Here is a 15171-nt window from a genome sequence, read left to right as displayed (position 1 = left end):
ACGCCGCGCATGCGCGGACGCGCTGCTGCCGTTCACGGCTCAGCGCAGGTTGGTCTTGACCAGTTCGACGACCTCGTCGCCGCGCCCGCTCATCACCGCGCGCAACAGATACAGGCCCATGCCCTTGGCCTGCTCCAGCTTGATCGCCGGCGGAATCACCAGCTCCTGGGTGGCCACGCGCACATCGACCAGCACCGGCCCCGGATGCGCGAAGGCCTGGCGCAGCGCCGGCTCCAGTTGCGCCGACTCGTCCACGCGCAGGCCGAGGATGCCCATCGCGTTGCTCATCGCCGCGAAGTCCGGATTGCTCAGGTCGGTGCCGGTATCCAGATAGCCGGCCGACTTCATCTCCATCGCCACGAAACCCAGCGAGGCATTGTTGTAGACCACCACCTTCACCGGCAGCCCCAACTGCGCCAGGGAGATGAAATCGCCCATCAGCATGGTGAAGCCGCCGTCGCCGGACAGCGAGATCACCTGCCGCCGCGGGAACTGCGCCTGCGCGCCCAGCGCCTGCGGCATCGCGTTGGCCATCGAGCCGTGGTTGAACGAGCCGAGCAGGCGGCGCTTGCCGTTCATGGTCAGATAGCGCGCCGCCCACACCGTGGGCGTGCCGACATCGCAGCTGAAGATCGCGTCCTCGTCGGCCAGCGCATCGATCATCCGGGTCACGAACTGCGGGTGCAGCGGCTCGCCGGGCGCGGCCGCCACGGCCAGTTCGTCGAGGCCTTCGCGCGCCTTGCGGTAATGCGCCAGCGACTTGTCCAGGAAGCCGCGCTGCTCGCGCCGCTGCAGTTTCGGCAGCAGCGCGGCGATGGTCTCGCGCACATCGGCGGCGATGCCCAGCTGCAGCGGCGTGCGCCGGCCCAGCGCGGCCGGATCGCGATCCACCTGCACGATCGCCGCGTCCTTCGGATAGAACTGGCGGTACGGGAAATCGGTGCCGAGCATCAACAGCGTGTCGCAGTTGAGCATGGCCTGGTAGCCGGAACTGAAACCGATCAGGCCGGTCATGCCGACGTCGAACGGGTTGTCCCATTCCACGTGCTCCTTGCCGCGCAGCGCGTGCACGATCGGCGCGCCGAGCAGGTCGGCCAGCGCCACCAGCTCGTCGTGCGCGCCGGCGCAACCGCTGCCGCACAGCAGCGTGGTCGCCTCGCTCGCCTGCAACAGTTCGGCCAGGCGCTCCACGTCGGCGTCGGCCGGCAGGATCCGCGGCGGCGCCAGCGCCGGCCAGGCGCTCGGCGTGCCCTTGGGCAGCTCCTGCAGCGCCACGTCGCCGGGAATCACCACCACCGCCACGCCCTGTTTCAGGATCGCGGTGCGCATCGCCCGGTGCAGCACCTCCGGCATCTGCGCCGGATTGGTGACCAGTTCGACATAGTGGCTGCACTCGCGGAACAGCTCCTGCGGATGGGTTTCCTGGAAGTAGCCCAGGCCGATCTCGGAAGACGGGATATGCGCGGCGATCGCCAGCACCGGCTGGTGGCTGCGATGGCAGTCGAACAGGCCGTTGATCAGGTGCAGGTTGCCCGGCCCGCAGCTGCCGGCGCAGACCGCGAGCTTGCCGGTCAGCGCGGCCTCGGCGCCGGCGGCGAACGCGGCCACCTCCTCGTGGCGCACGTGCATCCATTCGATGCTGTCCATCTGCCGCAGCGCGTCGGTCAGCCCGTTGAGGCTGTCGCCGGTGACGCCCCAGATGCGTTCGACCCCCGCACTGTGCAAGGTCTCGGCGAGCAGACGGGCAATGGTCGGCTTGGACATGAGCGGCTCCGCAAAAGGAAGCGCTGATGCTGGCACGCGATCCGTTACACGGGCGTGCTGCCGCAATGCCCGATTGCCGTTGCAGACCGGCTCCGGACCGGCCGCGGCGGCACTCAGTCCGTGCCGCGATATGCGGCGCGCTCGTCGCGGCCGCCATCCTCGCCGCTGGCATCCTCGTGGTAGCCGCCGGTCGCGGCCTTGCCGTGCGCGCCGCCGGCGTGTTCGCCGGTGGCGGCATAGGTGCCGGCCTGGCCGAAGTTGGGCTGGGTCCGGCCGCTGCGGTCGGCGCCCGGATCGTCGGCAGCGTTCTCCGGCAAACCCGACGCATCCTGCCGCGGCGTGGTCCGCGACGGCACGTCGCGTCCGCGTCCGCGAGGCACGCCCGTGTCCTGCGCAACATCCGCGGCATCGCCGCGGTAACCCGCCTGGCGGACGTCGTGATCGCCCAGCGGAACGGAAGGTCGGTGGGAATCGTGATCGCGCATGAAAGTCTCCTCGATGATCGCTCGATGATCGGATGCCGTGCCGCGACACGGCGTGCGATGCAGCCTAGGCAGGCGTGCGTTAGCGCGCGTACAAGGGGCGATGAAGGCGGCGCGAGCGGCGCGTCGTCGGTGTCTGCAGGGCCAAGCGCATGCGGGATCGGTGCCTCTCAGACCAGCTAGCGCATCGCCTGCTCCGACAGCGTAGAGCGGGTGCACGCTGCGCTCGCCTGGCATCCACGCAACGCTAACCGGCGGTTGCCGACGATCCACGTTCCTATCGCACGGGAGCCGAACATGAGCGGATTACTTTGGAAGTTGGCGGTCGCCGGAACCGCGGTCGCGGTCGTCAGGGCCTATCGTCGTCGCGCAACGCAGCAACAGCGCACGGCTGTTTTTTCGCAGGATCGCGCCTTCCGCGCCGAACCGGACGATGGCGCGTTCACGCCACCGCACGGCGATGTGGTGTCGGCCACCGACGCACCACGCGGCGAAAACGTTGCCGGGTTGCGCACCGGGCCGGCAATGACCTGAGGCGTCGGGCGGCCTATTTTCTAGCGAAGTACCGTTTGTTCCGCGCTGGCCCGCGCACTGCGGGCCGCGCCTAATGCGCGTGCCTCACCTGCCAGTGGCCAGTGACCGCGGCCACTGCGTCGTCGGTCATGCGCCGAAGGCGACCGGCGGTTGCGTCAGTGGCGCTCGTCGTCGCCACCGCCGATCTCGGGCGCATCGTCCTGGGCATCCTGGCCGTCGCGCTGCGCACTGCGCGCGCGCAGCGCTTCGCCGGCCTTGCTCGCCAGCGCTTCGTATTGCTTGCGGATCTGCTCCAGCCGCTTCTCGTCCATTTCCTCGAGATCGAGCAACTCGTCGTTGGCCTTGGCCGTGACCCGGATCAGTTCGTCGAGCTTGATCTGCATCGCCGCGGTATCGGCGTTCTGGGTGTGCTGGATCAGGAACACCATCAGGAAGGTGATGATGGTGGTGCCGGTGTTGATCACCAACTGCCAGGTGTCGTTGAAGCCGAACACCGGGCCGCTGGCGCCCCACAGCACCACGATGCCGAGCGCAATGCAGAACGTCCACGGCGTGCCGGCCGCGTACGACGCCTTCTTGGCGACGGCATTGAACAGGTTTGCAGCTTTCATCGCACACCTCGCGCAGTCGAATGGACCGGCGCACCAGGCGTGATGCGCGGGCAGCGCGGATGATCGGCTGCGCCGCGTGAGCGATGCGTGGAAAGTCAGGCACAAAAACCAGCGGGTTCTCGCGCCAGTCCGTGTGCATGTCCGCCGCCGCGCCTGGCCGTGCGCCAACGCTTAGCCACCTGCACCGCCCCGCTGCAGCACTGCGCCGGAAACGCATCGCGCGCGTTACAGGATCGCCTGAAGCCCCTTGTCGGCGATCACGTTGAGCAGCTTGAGCGCTGGCCCGGCAGGACGGGTTTCGCCCTGCTCCCACTTGCGCACCGTCGATGCCGTGGTATGCAGGTGATGCGCGAATACTGGCTGGCTGAACTTCAGGGCTTCGCGTAGACGCTTGATGTCGGCCGCGCCGAACTCTCGCACCGGCGGCGGACAGATCGCGTCGAATTCGCGCATCGTCACCTTGCCGATCGCTCCCACTTCGTGAAGCGCGCCCAGATCACCACGCAGCGATTCAATGATTTTGCTCACACCGCACCTCCACTAATACGCCCGACTGCAAGGCTTTCAGCAAGGCTTCCCCGGACAGTTCCAGAAACACCTTGCCGGCGAATTGCAGCGCTTTCTTCTCTTCCTGCGCGATGTTCGCCTTGCCGCTCTTGGGGAACCCATGCAGGAACCCGTAGCGACTGCCGATGCGAGCGGCCAACAACGTGCGGTAACCACCGCTCTTGCCGCCGCAAGGACGGGCCACCCGCTTCTTGTAGAGCTGGCCGCCCAGATCCACGTCGATCAGCCCGGCTTCCATTTCCTGGACCGCTTTGCACAGAACGGTGTCGGACAGCTTTTCGCCGGCCTGCCACCGCGCAAAATCCTTTCGCTTGAACGTGCGGGTCATCCTTGCCTCCAAAACATACCCGAAACGGGTACATATTTCCATATCCTGGCAGCGCCTGCACTCCGCCATTTCCTCCCGTCTGCACAAGACTACGGCCGCAAGGCCAAAGGAGTCGGCATAAAAAAAGCAGGCCAGACTGGCCTGCTTTCGTTGGCATCACGCGTGGTTCGGCGCGATCAACCCGTCTGCTGCATCGCCTCGTGCTGGCGTACCTGGCGCACCGGCCGCGGCCGGCTCGGGAAGGCGTGGCGCACGATCCGCCACATCACCTGGCCGAACTGGCGCGGCAGCGAGCCGGTGTTGTAGTGCTGGCCGTAGCGCGCGCAGATCGCCTTCACGTCCACCGCCAGCGCCGCGTAGCGGTTGGCCGGGATGTCCGGGTAGAAGTGGTGCTCGATCTGGTGGCTCAGGTTGCCCGACAGCACGTTCAACAGCTTGCCGCCGGCCAGGTTGGAAGAACCGCGCAACTGGCGCAGGTACCAATGGCCGCGCGACTCGCCCTTGATCGACTCCTTCGGGAACGTCTCCGCATCGGCGGTGAAGTGGCCGCAGAAGATGATCACGAAGGTCCAGATGCTGCGCAGCACGTTGGCGGTAAGATTGCCCAGCAGCACGGTCAGGAAGAACGGGCCGGCCAGCGCCGGGAAGATCACGTAGTCCTTGAGGATCTGCCGGCCCATCTTGCGGCCGACCGGCAGGAAGGTGCGGCGCAGCTCGCCGCGCTTCATCTTGCCGGCGAACCAGCGGCCCAGGCGCAGGTCCTGGATCGCCACGCCCCATTCGAACAGCAGCGCGAACACCACCGCGATGAACGGCTGTGCGAGATAGAACGGACGCCAGCGCTGCTCGGGGAAGATGCGCAGCAGGCCGTAGCCGATGTCGTCGTCCATGCCGCGCACGTTGGTGTAGGTGTGGTGCTTGAAGTTGTGCGTCTTGCGCCAGTTGTCGCCGGTGGCGACGATGTCCCACTCGTAGGTGTTGCCGTTGAGCTGCGCATCGCCCATCCAGTCGTACTGGCCGTGCATGACGTTGTGGCCCAGCTCCATGTTCTCCAGGATCTTGGACAGGGTCAGCAGCGCCACGCCGGCGATCCACGCCGGCCACAGCACGCTGTGCACGAACGCGCCCAGGAACAGCAGCGCGCGCCCGGCCAGGCCGGTGTAGCGCACCGCGGCGACGATGCGGCGGATATAGCGCGCGTCGGCCTCGCCCAGGGTGGCGACGGTGCGCACGCGCAGCGCGTCGAGTTCGTCGCCGAAGGCCTGCAGTTCGGCCGGGGTCAGTGCGCGGTTGCGGGGAGCAGCCATGGGGATTCCTTCAAAGGTCCAGGATCAGGTCGCTGCTGGCGCTGTTGATGCACAGCTTCAGCATCGAACCCGGTTCGGTGGCGTGCGCGCCGGTGAGCAGGTCGCGGGTCGCGCCGGATTGCTTGCCGCAGGCGCAGCTGTTGCAGATGCCCATGCGGCAGCCGTGCTTCGGGCGCAGGCCTTCGGCTTCCAGCGCGGTGAGCAGCGATTGCCCGCGCGGCAGCTGCAGCACGCGGCCGCTGCGCGCCAGCGTCACCGCGACCGTGCCGTGCTCGGCATCGGCCAGCTGCGGCGTGCTGAACGCCTCGGCCTGGAAACGGGCGACGCTACCTTCCAGCCGCGTACGCGCGGCCTGCACGAAACCGCCGGGACCGCAGGCCAGCACCTGCGCCTGTTCCAGCCCGGCCAGGTGCGCCAACGGCAGCGTGTCCACGCGCGGCGCCGGCAGCGCGCCTTCGCCGGTGACCGCCAGCTGCAGGCGGAAACGCGGGTGCGCGGCGGCCAGCGCCTGCAGTTCCTCGACGAAGCACAACTGGTCGTTGCGCCGCGCCCAGTAGATCAGGTCCACATCGGCAGGCATGCCGGCGTCGGCCAGCTGCCGCAGCAATGCACGCATCGGGGTGATGCCGCTGCCGGCGGCCAGCAGCAGCCAGCGTCCCTGCGGCGCGGCGGGCAGCACCATGTCGCCGAACGCCTGGCCCAATTCGAAGGTCTCGCCGATGCGTGCGGCGTCGGCCAGGTACTGGCTGACGCGGCCGCCGTCGATCGTCTTGACCGTGATCGCCAGGCGCCCGCCCGGCAGCGGCGTGGGGCTGTAGCTGCGGGTCAGGCGGCGTCCGTCGATCTCCACGCCCAGCTGCACGTGCTGGCCGGCGCGCAGGCCGCGCCAGTGGCGGTTGGCCTTGAGGATCAGGGTCACCGCGTCGCTGCTGGCGCGTTCGCGCTGCAGCAGCCGCGCGCGCGGGCGCTGCCAGGTCCACAGCGGATGGATCCGCGTGGACCAGAAATCGAACACCTCCGGCTGCACCCAGGCGCGCAGGGCGCGGGTAGCGGAGCGGGTGGAGGCAGGACGGCGGGCAGCGTTCATGGCGACCACTATACAGACGCAGATACAGATGTCTATACAGTTGTATATTCACGAAGAGGGTATGATCGCGGCCTTGTCTCGCCCAGTCCGACCATGACGTCCATCGTTCCCCTGCCGCTGCCCGAGGACGCGCTGCCCGCGCGCAAGAGCGCGATCTCGCGCGAAGACCTGCTGGCGGCGGCGCTGAAGCTGATCGGGCCGCACCGCAGCGTGTCCACGCTGAGCCTGCGCGAAGTGACCCGCGAAGCCGGCATCGCCCCGAACAGCTTCTATCGCCAGTTCCGCGACATGGACGAACTGGCGGTGGCGCTGATCGACCTGGCCGGCAGTTCGCTGCGCACCATCATCGGCCAGGCGCGGCAGCGCGCGGCCGGCAGCAACCGCAGCGTCATCCTCAGTTCGGTGGAAACCTTCATGGAGCAGCTGCGCGCCGACGACAAGCTGCTGCACGTGCTGCTGCGCGAAGGCACGGTGGGCTCGGACGCGTTCAAGCATGCGGTGGACCGCGAGCTGAACTACTTCGAGGAAGAACTGCGCGTGGACCTGATCCGCCTGGCCGCGATCGACAACGCGCCGCTGCACGAACCGGCGCTGGTGTCCAAGGCGATCACCCGGCTGGTGTTCGCGATGGGCGCCACCGCGATGGACCTGCCGCCGGAAAAAGACCCGGAACTGATCCGCCAGATCAGCGCGATGCTGCGCATGATCATCCTCGGCTCGCGCACGATCGCCGCCAGCTGAGCGGCACGGCCCGATTGCCGGCGCGCCTGCAGGCAACCGCCGCACGGTAGATCCAGGGCCAAATCTGCCTAATTCGTGAACAGCGCAACTGGGCGCCGCCGCGCGCGCACGCGCGCATGGTCCCGGATCGCGCCCGCATCTCACATGCCGCCGACAGGATCTTGGCCGCACCTTTACCCGCGTTTGCGCACCCTCGCAGGGACATCCCCACGACGAGGCATGCCCATGGCCGTTCCGAACTATCCCTCCCCTCCCTTCAAGCCGCAGCAGCAGTCGTTCCCCGGGCTGACCGACAAGATGGACCCGAAGCCGGACCATGGCGAGGACAGCTACGTCGGCCACGGCCTGCTGCAGGGCAAACGCACGCTGATCACCGGCGGCGACAGCGGCATCGGCGCCGCGGTGGCGATCGCCTATGCGCGCGAAGGCGCCGACGTGGCCATCGCCTACCTGCCCAGCGAGCAGCACGATGCCGAACGCATCGGCCAGTTGCTGGAGACGGCGGGGGTACGCGTGCTGCTGCAGCCCTGCGACATCAGCGACCGCGCGCAGGCGCAGACCCTGATCGAGACCGTGACCGGCACCTTCGGCGGGCTCGACGTGCTGGTCAACAACGCCGCCTACCAGCGCTATTTCCACAGCTTCGACGAGATCACCCTGGACGAGTGGGAAAAGACCTTCGCCACCAACGTGCACGCGGCCTTCAACCTGGTGCGCCTGGCCGTGCCGCACATGCCCGAGGGCGGTTCGATCATCAACACCGCCTCGGTCAATTCGAAGAAGCCGACGCCCAACATCCTGCCCTACTCCACCACCAAGGGCGCAGTGGCGAACATGACCATCGGCCTGGCCGGGCTGCTCGCGGACAAGAAGATCCGGGTCAACGCGGTGCTGCCCGGCCCGATCTGGACGCCGTTCATCCCCGCCGGAATGGATGCGGAGGAGGTGAAGGAATTCGGATCGCAGACCGCGTTCGGCCGGCCCGGACAGCCGGTGGAACTGGCATCGACCTATGTGCTGCTCGCCAGCGATACGTCCAGCTATACGTCCGGTGCGTTGATCACGATCGCGGGCGGGGCGGCGACGCTTTAGGCCGGGATTCGGGATTGGAGAATCGTAGAAGCCGGCGCCCACTGTGGCGCCAGCTTCAGTCTGCCGCGAGCAGGCGTGGAATCTGTACCGCGATCTCGCGCGCCAGCGGCCCCAGCGGGCCGATCTGTCGCGCCAGCAGCGTGCCGGCGCGCGCGTGCAGGTGCACGCCCCACACCGCCGCCTGCGTGCTGCTGGCGCCGCGCGCCTGCAAGCCGCAGATGATGCCGGCCAGCACGTCGCCGGAACCGGAGGTGCCCAGGCATGGGCTGCCGCCGCGATGCACCCAGTGCGCGCCGTCGGGCGCGGCGATCACCGTGGTTGCCGACTTCAGCACCACCACCGCGCCGCTGTGCCGCGCGTGACGCAGCGCGATCGCCGCCGGGTCCGCCGCGATGCGTTCGATCGGCATGCCGCTCAATGCCGCCATCTCGCCATGGTGCGGGGTCAGCACGATGCGCCCCGGATCGGCCATGCCGTGGGTATCGACCAGCGCACCGGCATCGAGCACCACGCCACAGCGCGTGTCCTGCAGCAGCCGCGCGATCTGCTTGCGCAGCGCTGGGCGGGTCCGCATGCCGGGGCCGATCAGCACCGCATCGGCGCGCGCCGCATCGCGCTGCAGCGGTTGTCCGCCGATGCGCAGTTCGCCGTCGGCGCCAACCGGCAACGCCACTACGCGCGCCTCGGGCAAGGCGATCGCCATCGCCGTGGCCACCGGATGCGCGGTGGCCACCTGCAGCTTGCCGGCGCCTGCGCGCAATGCCGCCTCCGCCGACAGCAAGGCCGCGCCGGGAATTTCGCAGCTGCCGCCGATCACCAGCACGCGCCCGCGCTGCTCCTTGTCGGCGACACCCGCCGCGCTGGGCAACGGCCAGCGCCGCAGCAGCGTCGCGGTCACCGGGGTCGCTCTTATCGGGGTGACACGCGCCTGGGTCACCGCGGCCCGCCCGGCTGGTCGGCGGCGGTGGTCACCGGCACCTCGAACGGCACCGCATTGGCCTGGACCAGGCCGAAGCGCGGCCCGCCCTCGGCATCGCCGAAACCGTATTCGGTGACGCTGCAGTTGGGCACATCGCCGCGCCGGTCGATCTCCAGGATCGCCGCCTCGTCGAAGCGCTCGAGCAGGTAGCGCATGCAATTGACGATGACCTGGTGGGCGACGATCAACACGCGCTCGCCGGCATGGTCGCGGCGCAGTTCCTCCACCACGCTGCGCAGGCGCAGGATCACGTCGCACCAGCTTTCGCCGCCGGGCGGGCGGAAATAGAACTTGCCGACCGAGGCGCGCTGTTCGGCCAGTTCCGGGAAACGGCTGGCGATGCCGTGCCGGGTATAGCGGTCCAGAATGCCGAACTCCTTCTCGCGCAGGCGCTCGTCCAGCACCAGCGCGTGCGCCTGCACGCCCAGTTCCTCACCGATCGCCGCGCAGGTCTGTTGCGCGCGCAGGAACGGCGACGTCAGCAGCACCTTCGGCCGCGCCGCCGCCGGCAACGCGGCAAACCAGCGGCCGAGCCGCTGCGACTGCTCAAGGCCCAGCTCCGACAGCGGCGTGTCGGCATCGCGGGTGGCGACGTCGATCAGCTCCTGCCCCGAGGCTTCGGCGATATCGCGGGCGACATTGCCCGCGCTCTGTCCGTGTCGCACCAGCCACAAGCGCTGCGGCCAGTCGGCGTGATCGAGTTTCGGCACACGGGTCTCCTGCGATGGGGTCCACACGGAGCCTCGCGTGGCGGCCGTGAACGCACGGTCGCCGTGCCGGCCGGCTGTGCCGCGCAGGCATCGCATTCAGTGTTCTCACCGCGGCGTGGATGCCTCTCTCGCGCTGCGTTCACCCTGCATTGAATCGTCACTAACGCACGGCGGTCTAGCTTGGTTCGCACAGGGGAGACGCCGCATCGCGGCACGACGAAGACTCTCCGCACACGCAATCGACCGACACCTTGGAGCGACGTTCATGACCCGAAGCAATACCGAGCGCCTGTTGAAGTGGCTGCAGGACGCCTACGCGATGGAGCAGGAAGCCAACACCATGCTGACCGCCACTGCCGGACGCCTGGAGCACTATCCGCAGCTGAAGGCACGCATCGAGCAGCACATCACCGAAACCAAGGGCCAGTCCGAGCAGGTCAAGCGCTGCATCGAACTGCTCGGCGGCTCCACGCCCGCCATCAAGGGTGCGGTGGCCAGCGTGATGGCGACGGTGCACGCGGCCGGCAATTCGATGATGAGCGACGAAGTGGCCAAGAGCCTCGGCATCAGCTACGCATTCGAACACCTGGAGGTCGCCAGCTACCGCGCGCTGGTAATCGCTGCCAAGCAAGCCGACCAGCCGCAGATCGCCGACATCTGCGCCGCCATCCTCGACCAGGAAATCGCCATGGCCGAGTGGCTGATCGAACACCAGGAGGCGACGGTTCTCGCCTTCCTGGAACGCGAACGCACCGAAGGCCAGACGGCCAAGCGTTGAGTCCGCGCTCCTCCCCGCACCATCCATCCCAACCACGGAGATCCATCGACATGGCTATCAAGACCATCGACGACCTGTTCCTGCACGAACTTTCCGACATCTACAGCGCGGAAAAGCAACTGACCAAGGCGCTGCCGAAACTGGCCCGCGCTTCCACCAATCCGGCCCTGCGCGCGGCCTTCGAAGCCCACCTGGAAGAGACCCAGGGCCAGATCGAACGCATCGACCAGATCGTGGAAAAATTCGAACTGCGCCTGAAGCGCATCAAGTGCGCGGCGATGGAGGGCCTGGTGGAGGAAGGCAAGGAAGTGATCGAATCGATCGAGGCCGGTCCGGTGCGCGATGCGGCGCTGATCGGCGGCGCGCAGAAAGTGGAGCACTACGAGATCGCGTCCTACGGCACGCTGGCCGCGATGGCCAAGCAGTTGGGCAAGACCGACGCGCTCAAGCTGCTGCTGGAAACGCTGGAAGAGGAAAAGTCCACCGACGAGAAGCTGACCATGCTCGCCGAGCAGGGCGGCAACCAGGAAGCCGCGCAGAAGCGCAAGGCGGCCTGACCGCACGACCGCGGCGCCGATTGCCGGCGCCGCGGCTTTTTATACCCAGACGCGCCCACTGGCCACGACGCCTGATCGCCAGGTCGTCGTGGCTTTGCCGTGGGCGCACCCCAGGAGATTTTCATGTTCATGCACAACAAGCGGTTGATGTACACGGTGCACGTGGCCAAGCCGGATCCGGCCCTGGCGTCGCTGATGCTCGAGCAGTTCGGCGGCCCGCAAGGCGAGCTGGCCGCCGCCATGCGCTATTTCACCCAGGCCATCGGCGAGGTCGATCCGGGCCGCAAGGACCTGCTGTACGACATCGCCACCGAGGAACTGAGCCATCTGGAGATCATCGGTTCGATCATCGCCATGCTCAACCAGGGACCCAAGGCGGTGCTGTCCGAAGGCATGGTCGAAGCCGAGGAGATGCGCACCCTGACCAGGAACAACAACACCAGCCAGACCCAGCAGATCCTGTACGGCGGCGGCCCGGCGCTGGTGAACTCCAGCGGCGTGCCGTGGAGTGCGGCGTATGTGGATTCCATCGGCGAACCCACCGCCGACCTGCGCTCCAATATCGCCGCCGAGGCACGCGCGAAGATCGTCTACGAGCGCCTGATCAACGTCACCGACGATCCGGGCATCGTCGATGCCTTGAAGTTCCTGATGACCCGCGAGGTGGCGCACCAGAAGTCGTTCGAGAAGGCGCTGTACGCGATCGAGCCGAACTTCCCGCCGGGCAAGCTGCCGGGCGAGCCGATGTTCACCGACACGTTCTACGACATGTCGCAGGGCGACGGCGACATCAACGGTCCGTGGAACAGCGGCAGCCAGTGGCAGAAGGTGTCCGACCGCAACCGCCAGGCGGCCGTGGACGGCGGCAGCGGCGTGCCGAGCGTCGGCCTGAGTCCGGCCGAGGAAAGCGCGCTGCAGGCGCTGGCGGCACGCACTATGTCGCAGCAGGACAGCGATCCGACCACCGGCGCCGACCTGGGTGCCGGCCCGGGCGCGGGCTCGACCAAGGGCGACATCAAGCTGTGATCGCGCGGTCCGCGGCAATGTGTTCTTCGCGGCGGTAGATTCGCCAGGACGCGCCAGGCCACGCCTGCGGTGTGCGCATTTGTAGGAGCGACTTCAGTCGCGACAGGCACTGTCGATAGCACCCTGTCGCGACTGAAGTCGCTCCTACAATATTCAACATCATCGGAGTCGAAGCTGTTTCCGAGTCGATACGCCAGCTCGCTCGAGTCGGCTATGCGCGCGTGGCGCACTCCAGCAGCATAAAAATACGCCGTCGCCTCGGAACGTAGCGGGCCCGGCAGCGACGCCCGCTCAATCGCCGGTTTGCGTATGCGGCGCATGCACCGGTTTGGATTGCGGCGAATCCTTCTGCCGCAGCCAGATGGTCAGCACCACCAGCGCGAACACGGCCAGGAACTCGCTCTGCCAGTTCTGCATCGACTCGAACCAGAACTGCGCGCCGGTCGCGTGCTCGAAAAGCGAGATCCCCGGCAGCCGTTGCATCGCCCGCTCGGCCAGTTCGTGCCGCCAGCTGCCGAGCGCATGCAGCACGAAACTGGTCAGGAACAGCAGGCCGAATGCCAGCGCCAGCGAGCGCTCGTAGAGCTTCAGCCAGAGCCCGCCGGCACGCACCGGCCACGGCGTGGTACCAGGCGCGATGGTCTCGTGCTCCTCGTCCGGCGGCAGCGGCCGCGATTCGGCCGAACCCCACTGGCGCAGCTTCACCGTGAGCAGCACATACATGCCCATCTGCAGGAATTCGCTTTCCCAGTTCTCGAACAGCGCACCGACGAAATGGCCGCTGTGCAGGTACTCCCAGAACATCAGCGGCGCCAGGCCCTGCTGGCGCAGTTCGTCGTTATAGGCGAGATGGCCGCTGAGCGCCTGGCCGCCGATGAACAGCAGGGTCAGGCCCAACAACACCAGCGACAAGCCGTTGCGTTTAAGGAACATGCGTGGACGTCTCCTCCTGCACCGCCCCAGTGGCGGTCGCCTTGGTCGGCGGCGACTATGCCCAGGGCCAAGGAAAGGCCGGATGAAGAAGAAGCTGTTGCGTCGCGCGCATCGGACGCGCCGGATGCCGCAGCGTCGCGGCGACACCACCGGCCGTGCACTGCGCCGGCGCGCCGCGGGTCTTCACTCCGGCTTGTCCACCCCACGCACTAAGGTGCGGGCGTGCGCACTGCGAGAAACCGATGAGACGCTTCGTGCAGGCTTTCAGCATCGAGGACGACCTGCCCGCGCGGCTGGAGCCGCCGCTGCGCCAGGCCCTTGCGGCTTACCCGGACCACTACAACCTGGGCAAGGGCGACGTCGCGTCCGCGCTCCTGTGCCACGACGGCACGGCGCAGGTGCAGCGCCTGCAATGGGGCATCGTGCCGCGCTGGTCGAAGACGCCGGACACGCCGTACACCACCGTCACCGCGCGGCTGGAACGCGCCGCGCGCAGCCGCATCTTCGCCGCGCCGTGGAAGAGCCAGCACTGCGTGATTCCGCTGTCCGGGTACTACAAGTGGGACCGCAGCCGCAAACCGGCGCAGCCCTATTACATTCACCATGCGCAAGGCGAGGTGCTGCTGGCGGCGGGGCTGTGGGAACGCTGGGACCGCGGAGAGCCGGCGCTGCTCAGCTTCAGCGTGCTGACCCATGCCAACGCCGCGATTCCGCCGCCGCTGACCGCGGACGGGCCGATCTTCCTGAGCGGCGACCGCTGGCGCAGCTGGCTGCGCGGGCCGCGGCTGTTTCCCACCGCGTTTCTGGCACGCGCACCGCAGCCGCCGCTGCTGGCCTATCCGGTTTCGTCGGCCTACCAGCGCCGCGAGCGCAACGACTACACCTTGCTGGAACCGGTGGATGCCGATGCACCCGGGCGTGGCGATGATGCCGAAGTGGACGAGGAAGAAGACGACGAAGGCGAGTGACACGTGCACCGGCGCGGTCGCGTCACGCGCGCGACCGTCACCAGGCGAAACCGGCGACGAACAGCTTCTGGTCGGTCGGGCCGCGATCGCAGCCGGCCGAGGCGATCACATGGCCGGCCTCCAGCGTGCCCCCGATCGCGCGCACGGCCTGCGCCTCGCGGATGCACTCCGGCCTCGCGCTGCCGCGCAGCGGCGGTCGCGGATCCGGGCGGATGTGCTCAACCAGCACGATGCGGCTGCCGCGATTGAACGGCTCGATGCGCACCTCGCCGTGTCGGTCTGGACTGAACCCGCACGGCGCCGGGATCGCCAACGCCAGCAGTTCGGTCTCGCCGCGCAGCAGTGCGCAGTGGCCGCCGCGCTCGCCCAACTGCATGTCGCCACCGGCGAACGCGACCTGGGTGAGCAGCGGCGCGGCAGCGGATGCGGGCGTGTCCTGCGCAGCGGCGACGGAACTGGGCACGGCGAGTACGGCAGCGAGCACGGCACGAAGATGCATCCGGGCGAGTCTTCCTTGAACGGGGCGGCGCAGTGTGGCAGATGCGACCACGGAGTCGCCAGCCACGCCGCGCAGCTGGATGGCACAACGCAACGCGTGGGCCGCATGAGCACCGCTGCCGCCCTTACTGCAATGCGCTCGGACTGGCGCGGCGCAACCCCATGTAGAAGCGGCTTCAGCCGCGACAGACTCCCTCGACAACGCCGCG

General features: G+C 68.1%; 18 protein-coding genes. 7 read left to right on the top strand and 11 right to left on the bottom strand.

All coding sequences use genetic code 11. The annotated features are described in order from the left end of the window. Nucleotides 1-39 precede the first annotated feature (39 nt). Both poxB and JR064_RS23130 read right to left on the bottom strand, forming a co-directional pair. Complete coding sequence (gene poxB / locus JR064_RS13850) at nt 40-1749, bottom strand: ubiquinone-dependent pyruvate dehydrogenase (protein ID WP_206230109.1); 1710 nt, start codon at nt 1747-1749, stop codon at nt 40-42. 128 nt (nt 1750-1877) lie between these two features. Next, nucleotides 1878-2144 (bottom strand): hypothetical protein, encoded by a 267-nt coding sequence (locus tag JR064_RS23130; RefSeq protein WP_338123896.1) that lies wholly within the window; start codon nt 2142-2144, stop codon nt 1878-1880. 399 nt (nt 2145-2543) lie between these two features. Between JR064_RS23130 and JR064_RS13840 the strand changes: the two genes are divergently transcribed. Beyond that, nucleotides 2544-2780 carry a hypothetical protein gene (locus tag JR064_RS13840; protein ID WP_206230087.1) on the top strand — a complete coding sequence of 79 codons (237 nt, stop codon included), beginning with the start codon at nt 2544-2546 and terminating at the stop codon, nt 2778-2780. A gap of 155 nt (nt 2781-2935) precedes the next feature. Here the strand turns inward: JR064_RS13840 and JR064_RS13835 are convergent, their stop codons facing one another. From JR064_RS13835 to JR064_RS13815, 5 genes are all read right to left on the bottom strand, one after another. Continuing rightward, nucleotides 2936-3391 carry a low affinity iron permease family protein gene (locus JR064_RS13835; RefSeq protein ID WP_206230086.1) on the bottom strand — a complete coding sequence of 152 codons (456 nt, stop codon included), beginning with the start codon at nt 3389-3391 and terminating at the stop codon, nt 2936-2938. Nucleotides 3392-3616: 225 nt separating this feature from the next. Next, complete coding sequence (locus tag JR064_RS13830; protein ID WP_185825468.1) at nt 3617-3919, bottom strand: helix-turn-helix domain-containing protein; 303 nt, start codon at nt 3917-3919, stop codon at nt 3617-3619. Continuing rightward, nucleotides 3903-4286, bottom strand: a complete 384-nt coding sequence (locus JR064_RS13825; protein ID WP_206230085.1) for a type II toxin-antitoxin system RelE/ParE family toxin — start codon at nt 4284-4286, stop codon at nt 3903-3905. Before JR064_RS13825 ends, JR064_RS13830 begins: the two co-directional genes overlap by 17 nt. A gap of 176 nt (nt 4287-4462) precedes the next feature. Then, nucleotides 4463-5593, bottom strand: a complete 1131-nt coding sequence (locus JR064_RS13820) for a fatty acid desaturase family protein (RefSeq protein ID WP_206230084.1) — start codon at nt 5591-5593, stop codon at nt 4463-4465. Nucleotides 5594-5603: 10 nt separating this feature from the next. Next, nucleotides 5604-6680 carry a ferredoxin reductase gene (locus JR064_RS13815; protein WP_206230083.1) on the bottom strand — a complete coding sequence of 359 codons (1077 nt, stop codon included), beginning with the start codon at nt 6678-6680 and terminating at the stop codon, nt 5604-5606. Between the two features lie 93 nt (nt 6681-6773). Between JR064_RS13815 and fabR the strand changes: the two genes are divergently transcribed. Beyond that, nucleotides 6774-7421 (top strand): HTH-type transcriptional repressor FabR, encoded by a 648-nt coding sequence (gene fabR / locus JR064_RS13810; RefSeq protein WP_185815183.1) that lies wholly within the window; start codon nt 6774-6776, stop codon nt 7419-7421. A 225-nt stretch (nt 7422-7646) separates the two neighbouring features. Continuing rightward, nucleotides 7647-8513, top strand: coding sequence for an SDR family oxidoreductase (locus tag JR064_RS13805; protein ID WP_206230082.1), 867 nt, complete (start codon nt 7647-7649; stop codon nt 8511-8513). Nucleotides 8514-8568: 55 nt separating this feature from the next. On the opposite strand, the gene JR064_RS13800 is transcribed toward JR064_RS13805, so the two are convergent. Together JR064_RS13800 and JR064_RS13795 are read right to left on the bottom strand one after the other, a co-directional pair. Next, entirely contained in the window at nt 8569-9450 is an 882-nt protein-coding gene (locus JR064_RS13800; protein ID WP_338123894.1) for an NAD(P)H-hydrate dehydratase, read from the bottom strand. Then, the gene (locus JR064_RS13795; RefSeq protein WP_255423657.1) at nt 9447-10202 is read right to left on the bottom strand and encodes a histidine phosphatase family protein; all 756 of its coding nucleotides are present in this window, start codon (nt 10200-10202) and stop codon (nt 9447-9449) included. Before JR064_RS13795 ends, JR064_RS13800 begins: the two co-directional genes overlap by 4 nt. Nucleotides 10203-10467: 265 nt before the next feature. Between JR064_RS13795 and JR064_RS13790 the strand changes: the two genes are divergently transcribed. From JR064_RS13790 to JR064_RS13780, 3 genes are all read left to right on the top strand, one after another. Further along, nucleotides 10468-10980 (top strand): ferritin-like domain-containing protein, encoded by a 513-nt coding sequence (locus tag JR064_RS13790; RefSeq protein WP_185815179.1) that lies wholly within the window; start codon nt 10468-10470, stop codon nt 10978-10980. A 50-nt stretch (nt 10981-11030) separates the two neighbouring features. Further along, nucleotides 11031-11537 carry a YciE/YciF ferroxidase family protein gene (locus tag JR064_RS13785; RefSeq protein WP_206230080.1) on the top strand — a complete coding sequence of 169 codons (507 nt, stop codon included), beginning with the start codon at nt 11031-11033 and terminating at the stop codon, nt 11535-11537. A 123-nt stretch (nt 11538-11660) separates the two neighbouring features. Further along, nucleotides 11661-12563 carry a manganese catalase family protein gene (locus tag JR064_RS13780; RefSeq protein ID WP_206230079.1) on the top strand — a complete coding sequence of 301 codons (903 nt, stop codon included), beginning with the start codon at nt 11661-11663 and terminating at the stop codon, nt 12561-12563. 291 nt (nt 12564-12854) lie between these two features. Here the strand turns inward: JR064_RS13780 and JR064_RS13775 are convergent, their stop codons facing one another. Beyond that, on the bottom strand, nt 12855-13496 hold the full coding sequence (locus JR064_RS13775) for a DUF6766 family protein (protein ID WP_206230078.1): 642 nt from the start codon (nt 13494-13496) through the stop codon (nt 12855-12857). Nucleotides 13497-13651: 155 nt separating this feature from the next. On the opposite strand from JR064_RS13775, the gene JR064_RS13770 reads away from it, so the two are divergent. Beyond that, entirely contained in the window at nt 13652-14464 is an 813-nt protein-coding gene (locus JR064_RS13770; RefSeq protein ID WP_338123893.1) for an SOS response-associated peptidase family protein, read from the top strand. A gap of 37 nt (nt 14465-14501) precedes the next feature. Here JR064_RS13770 and JR064_RS13765 read toward each other — a convergent pair whose 3' ends face one another. Then, a complete protein-coding gene (locus tag JR064_RS13765; RefSeq protein ID WP_206230076.1) occupies nt 14502-14963 on the bottom strand; it encodes a hypothetical protein in 462 nt (153 codons plus the stop codon). Between the last annotated feature and the right edge of the window lie 208 nt (nt 14964-15171).

This window comes from Xanthomonas bonasiae, from assembly GCF_017163705.1.
Classification (GTDB): domain Bacteria; phylum Pseudomonadota; class Gammaproteobacteria; order Xanthomonadales; family Xanthomonadaceae; genus Xanthomonas_A; species Xanthomonas_A bonasiae.
This window is presented reverse-complemented; position numbering and strand designations above follow the sequence as displayed.

Excerpts from the sequence above, each read along its gene's own strand:
- JR064_RS13840 (WP_206230087.1), top strand. The coding sequence starts at position 2,544 with ATGAGCGGATTACTTTGGAAGTTGGCGGTCGCCGGAACCGCGGTCGCG.
- JR064_RS13835 (WP_206230086.1), bottom strand. The coding sequence starts at position 3,391 with ATGAAAGCTGCAAACCTGTTCAATGCCGTCGCCAAGAAGGCGTCGTAC.
- JR064_RS13825 (WP_206230085.1), bottom strand. The coding sequence starts at position 4,286 with ATGACCCGCACGTTCAAGCGAAAGGATTTTGCGCGGTGGCAGGCCGGC.
- JR064_RS13820 (WP_206230084.1), bottom strand. The coding sequence starts at position 5,593 with ATGGCTGCTCCCCGCAACCGCGCACTGACCCCGGCCGAACTGCAGGCC.
- JR064_RS13815 (WP_206230083.1), bottom strand. The coding sequence starts at position 6,680 with ATGAACGCTGCCCGCCGTCCTGCCTCCACCCGCTCCGCTACCCGCGCC.
- fabR (WP_185815183.1), top strand. The coding sequence starts at position 6,774 with ATGACGTCCATCGTTCCCCTGCCGCTGCCCGAGGACGCGCTGCCCGCG.
- JR064_RS13805 (WP_206230082.1), top strand. The coding sequence starts at position 7,647 with ATGGCCGTTCCGAACTATCCCTCCCCTCCCTTCAAGCCGCAGCAGCAG.
- JR064_RS13790 (WP_185815179.1), top strand. The coding sequence starts at position 10,468 with ATGACCCGAAGCAATACCGAGCGCCTGTTGAAGTGGCTGCAGGACGCC.
- JR064_RS13785 (WP_206230080.1), top strand. The coding sequence starts at position 11,031 with ATGGCTATCAAGACCATCGACGACCTGTTCCTGCACGAACTTTCCGAC.
- JR064_RS13780 (WP_206230079.1), top strand. The coding sequence starts at position 11,661 with ATGTTCATGCACAACAAGCGGTTGATGTACACGGTGCACGTGGCCAAG.
- JR064_RS13775 (WP_206230078.1), bottom strand. The coding sequence starts at position 13,496 with ATGTTCCTTAAACGCAACGGCTTGTCGCTGGTGTTGTTGGGCCTGACC.
- JR064_RS13765 (WP_206230076.1), bottom strand. The coding sequence starts at position 14,963 with ATGCATCTTCGTGCCGTGCTCGCTGCCGTACTCGCCGTGCCCAGTTCC.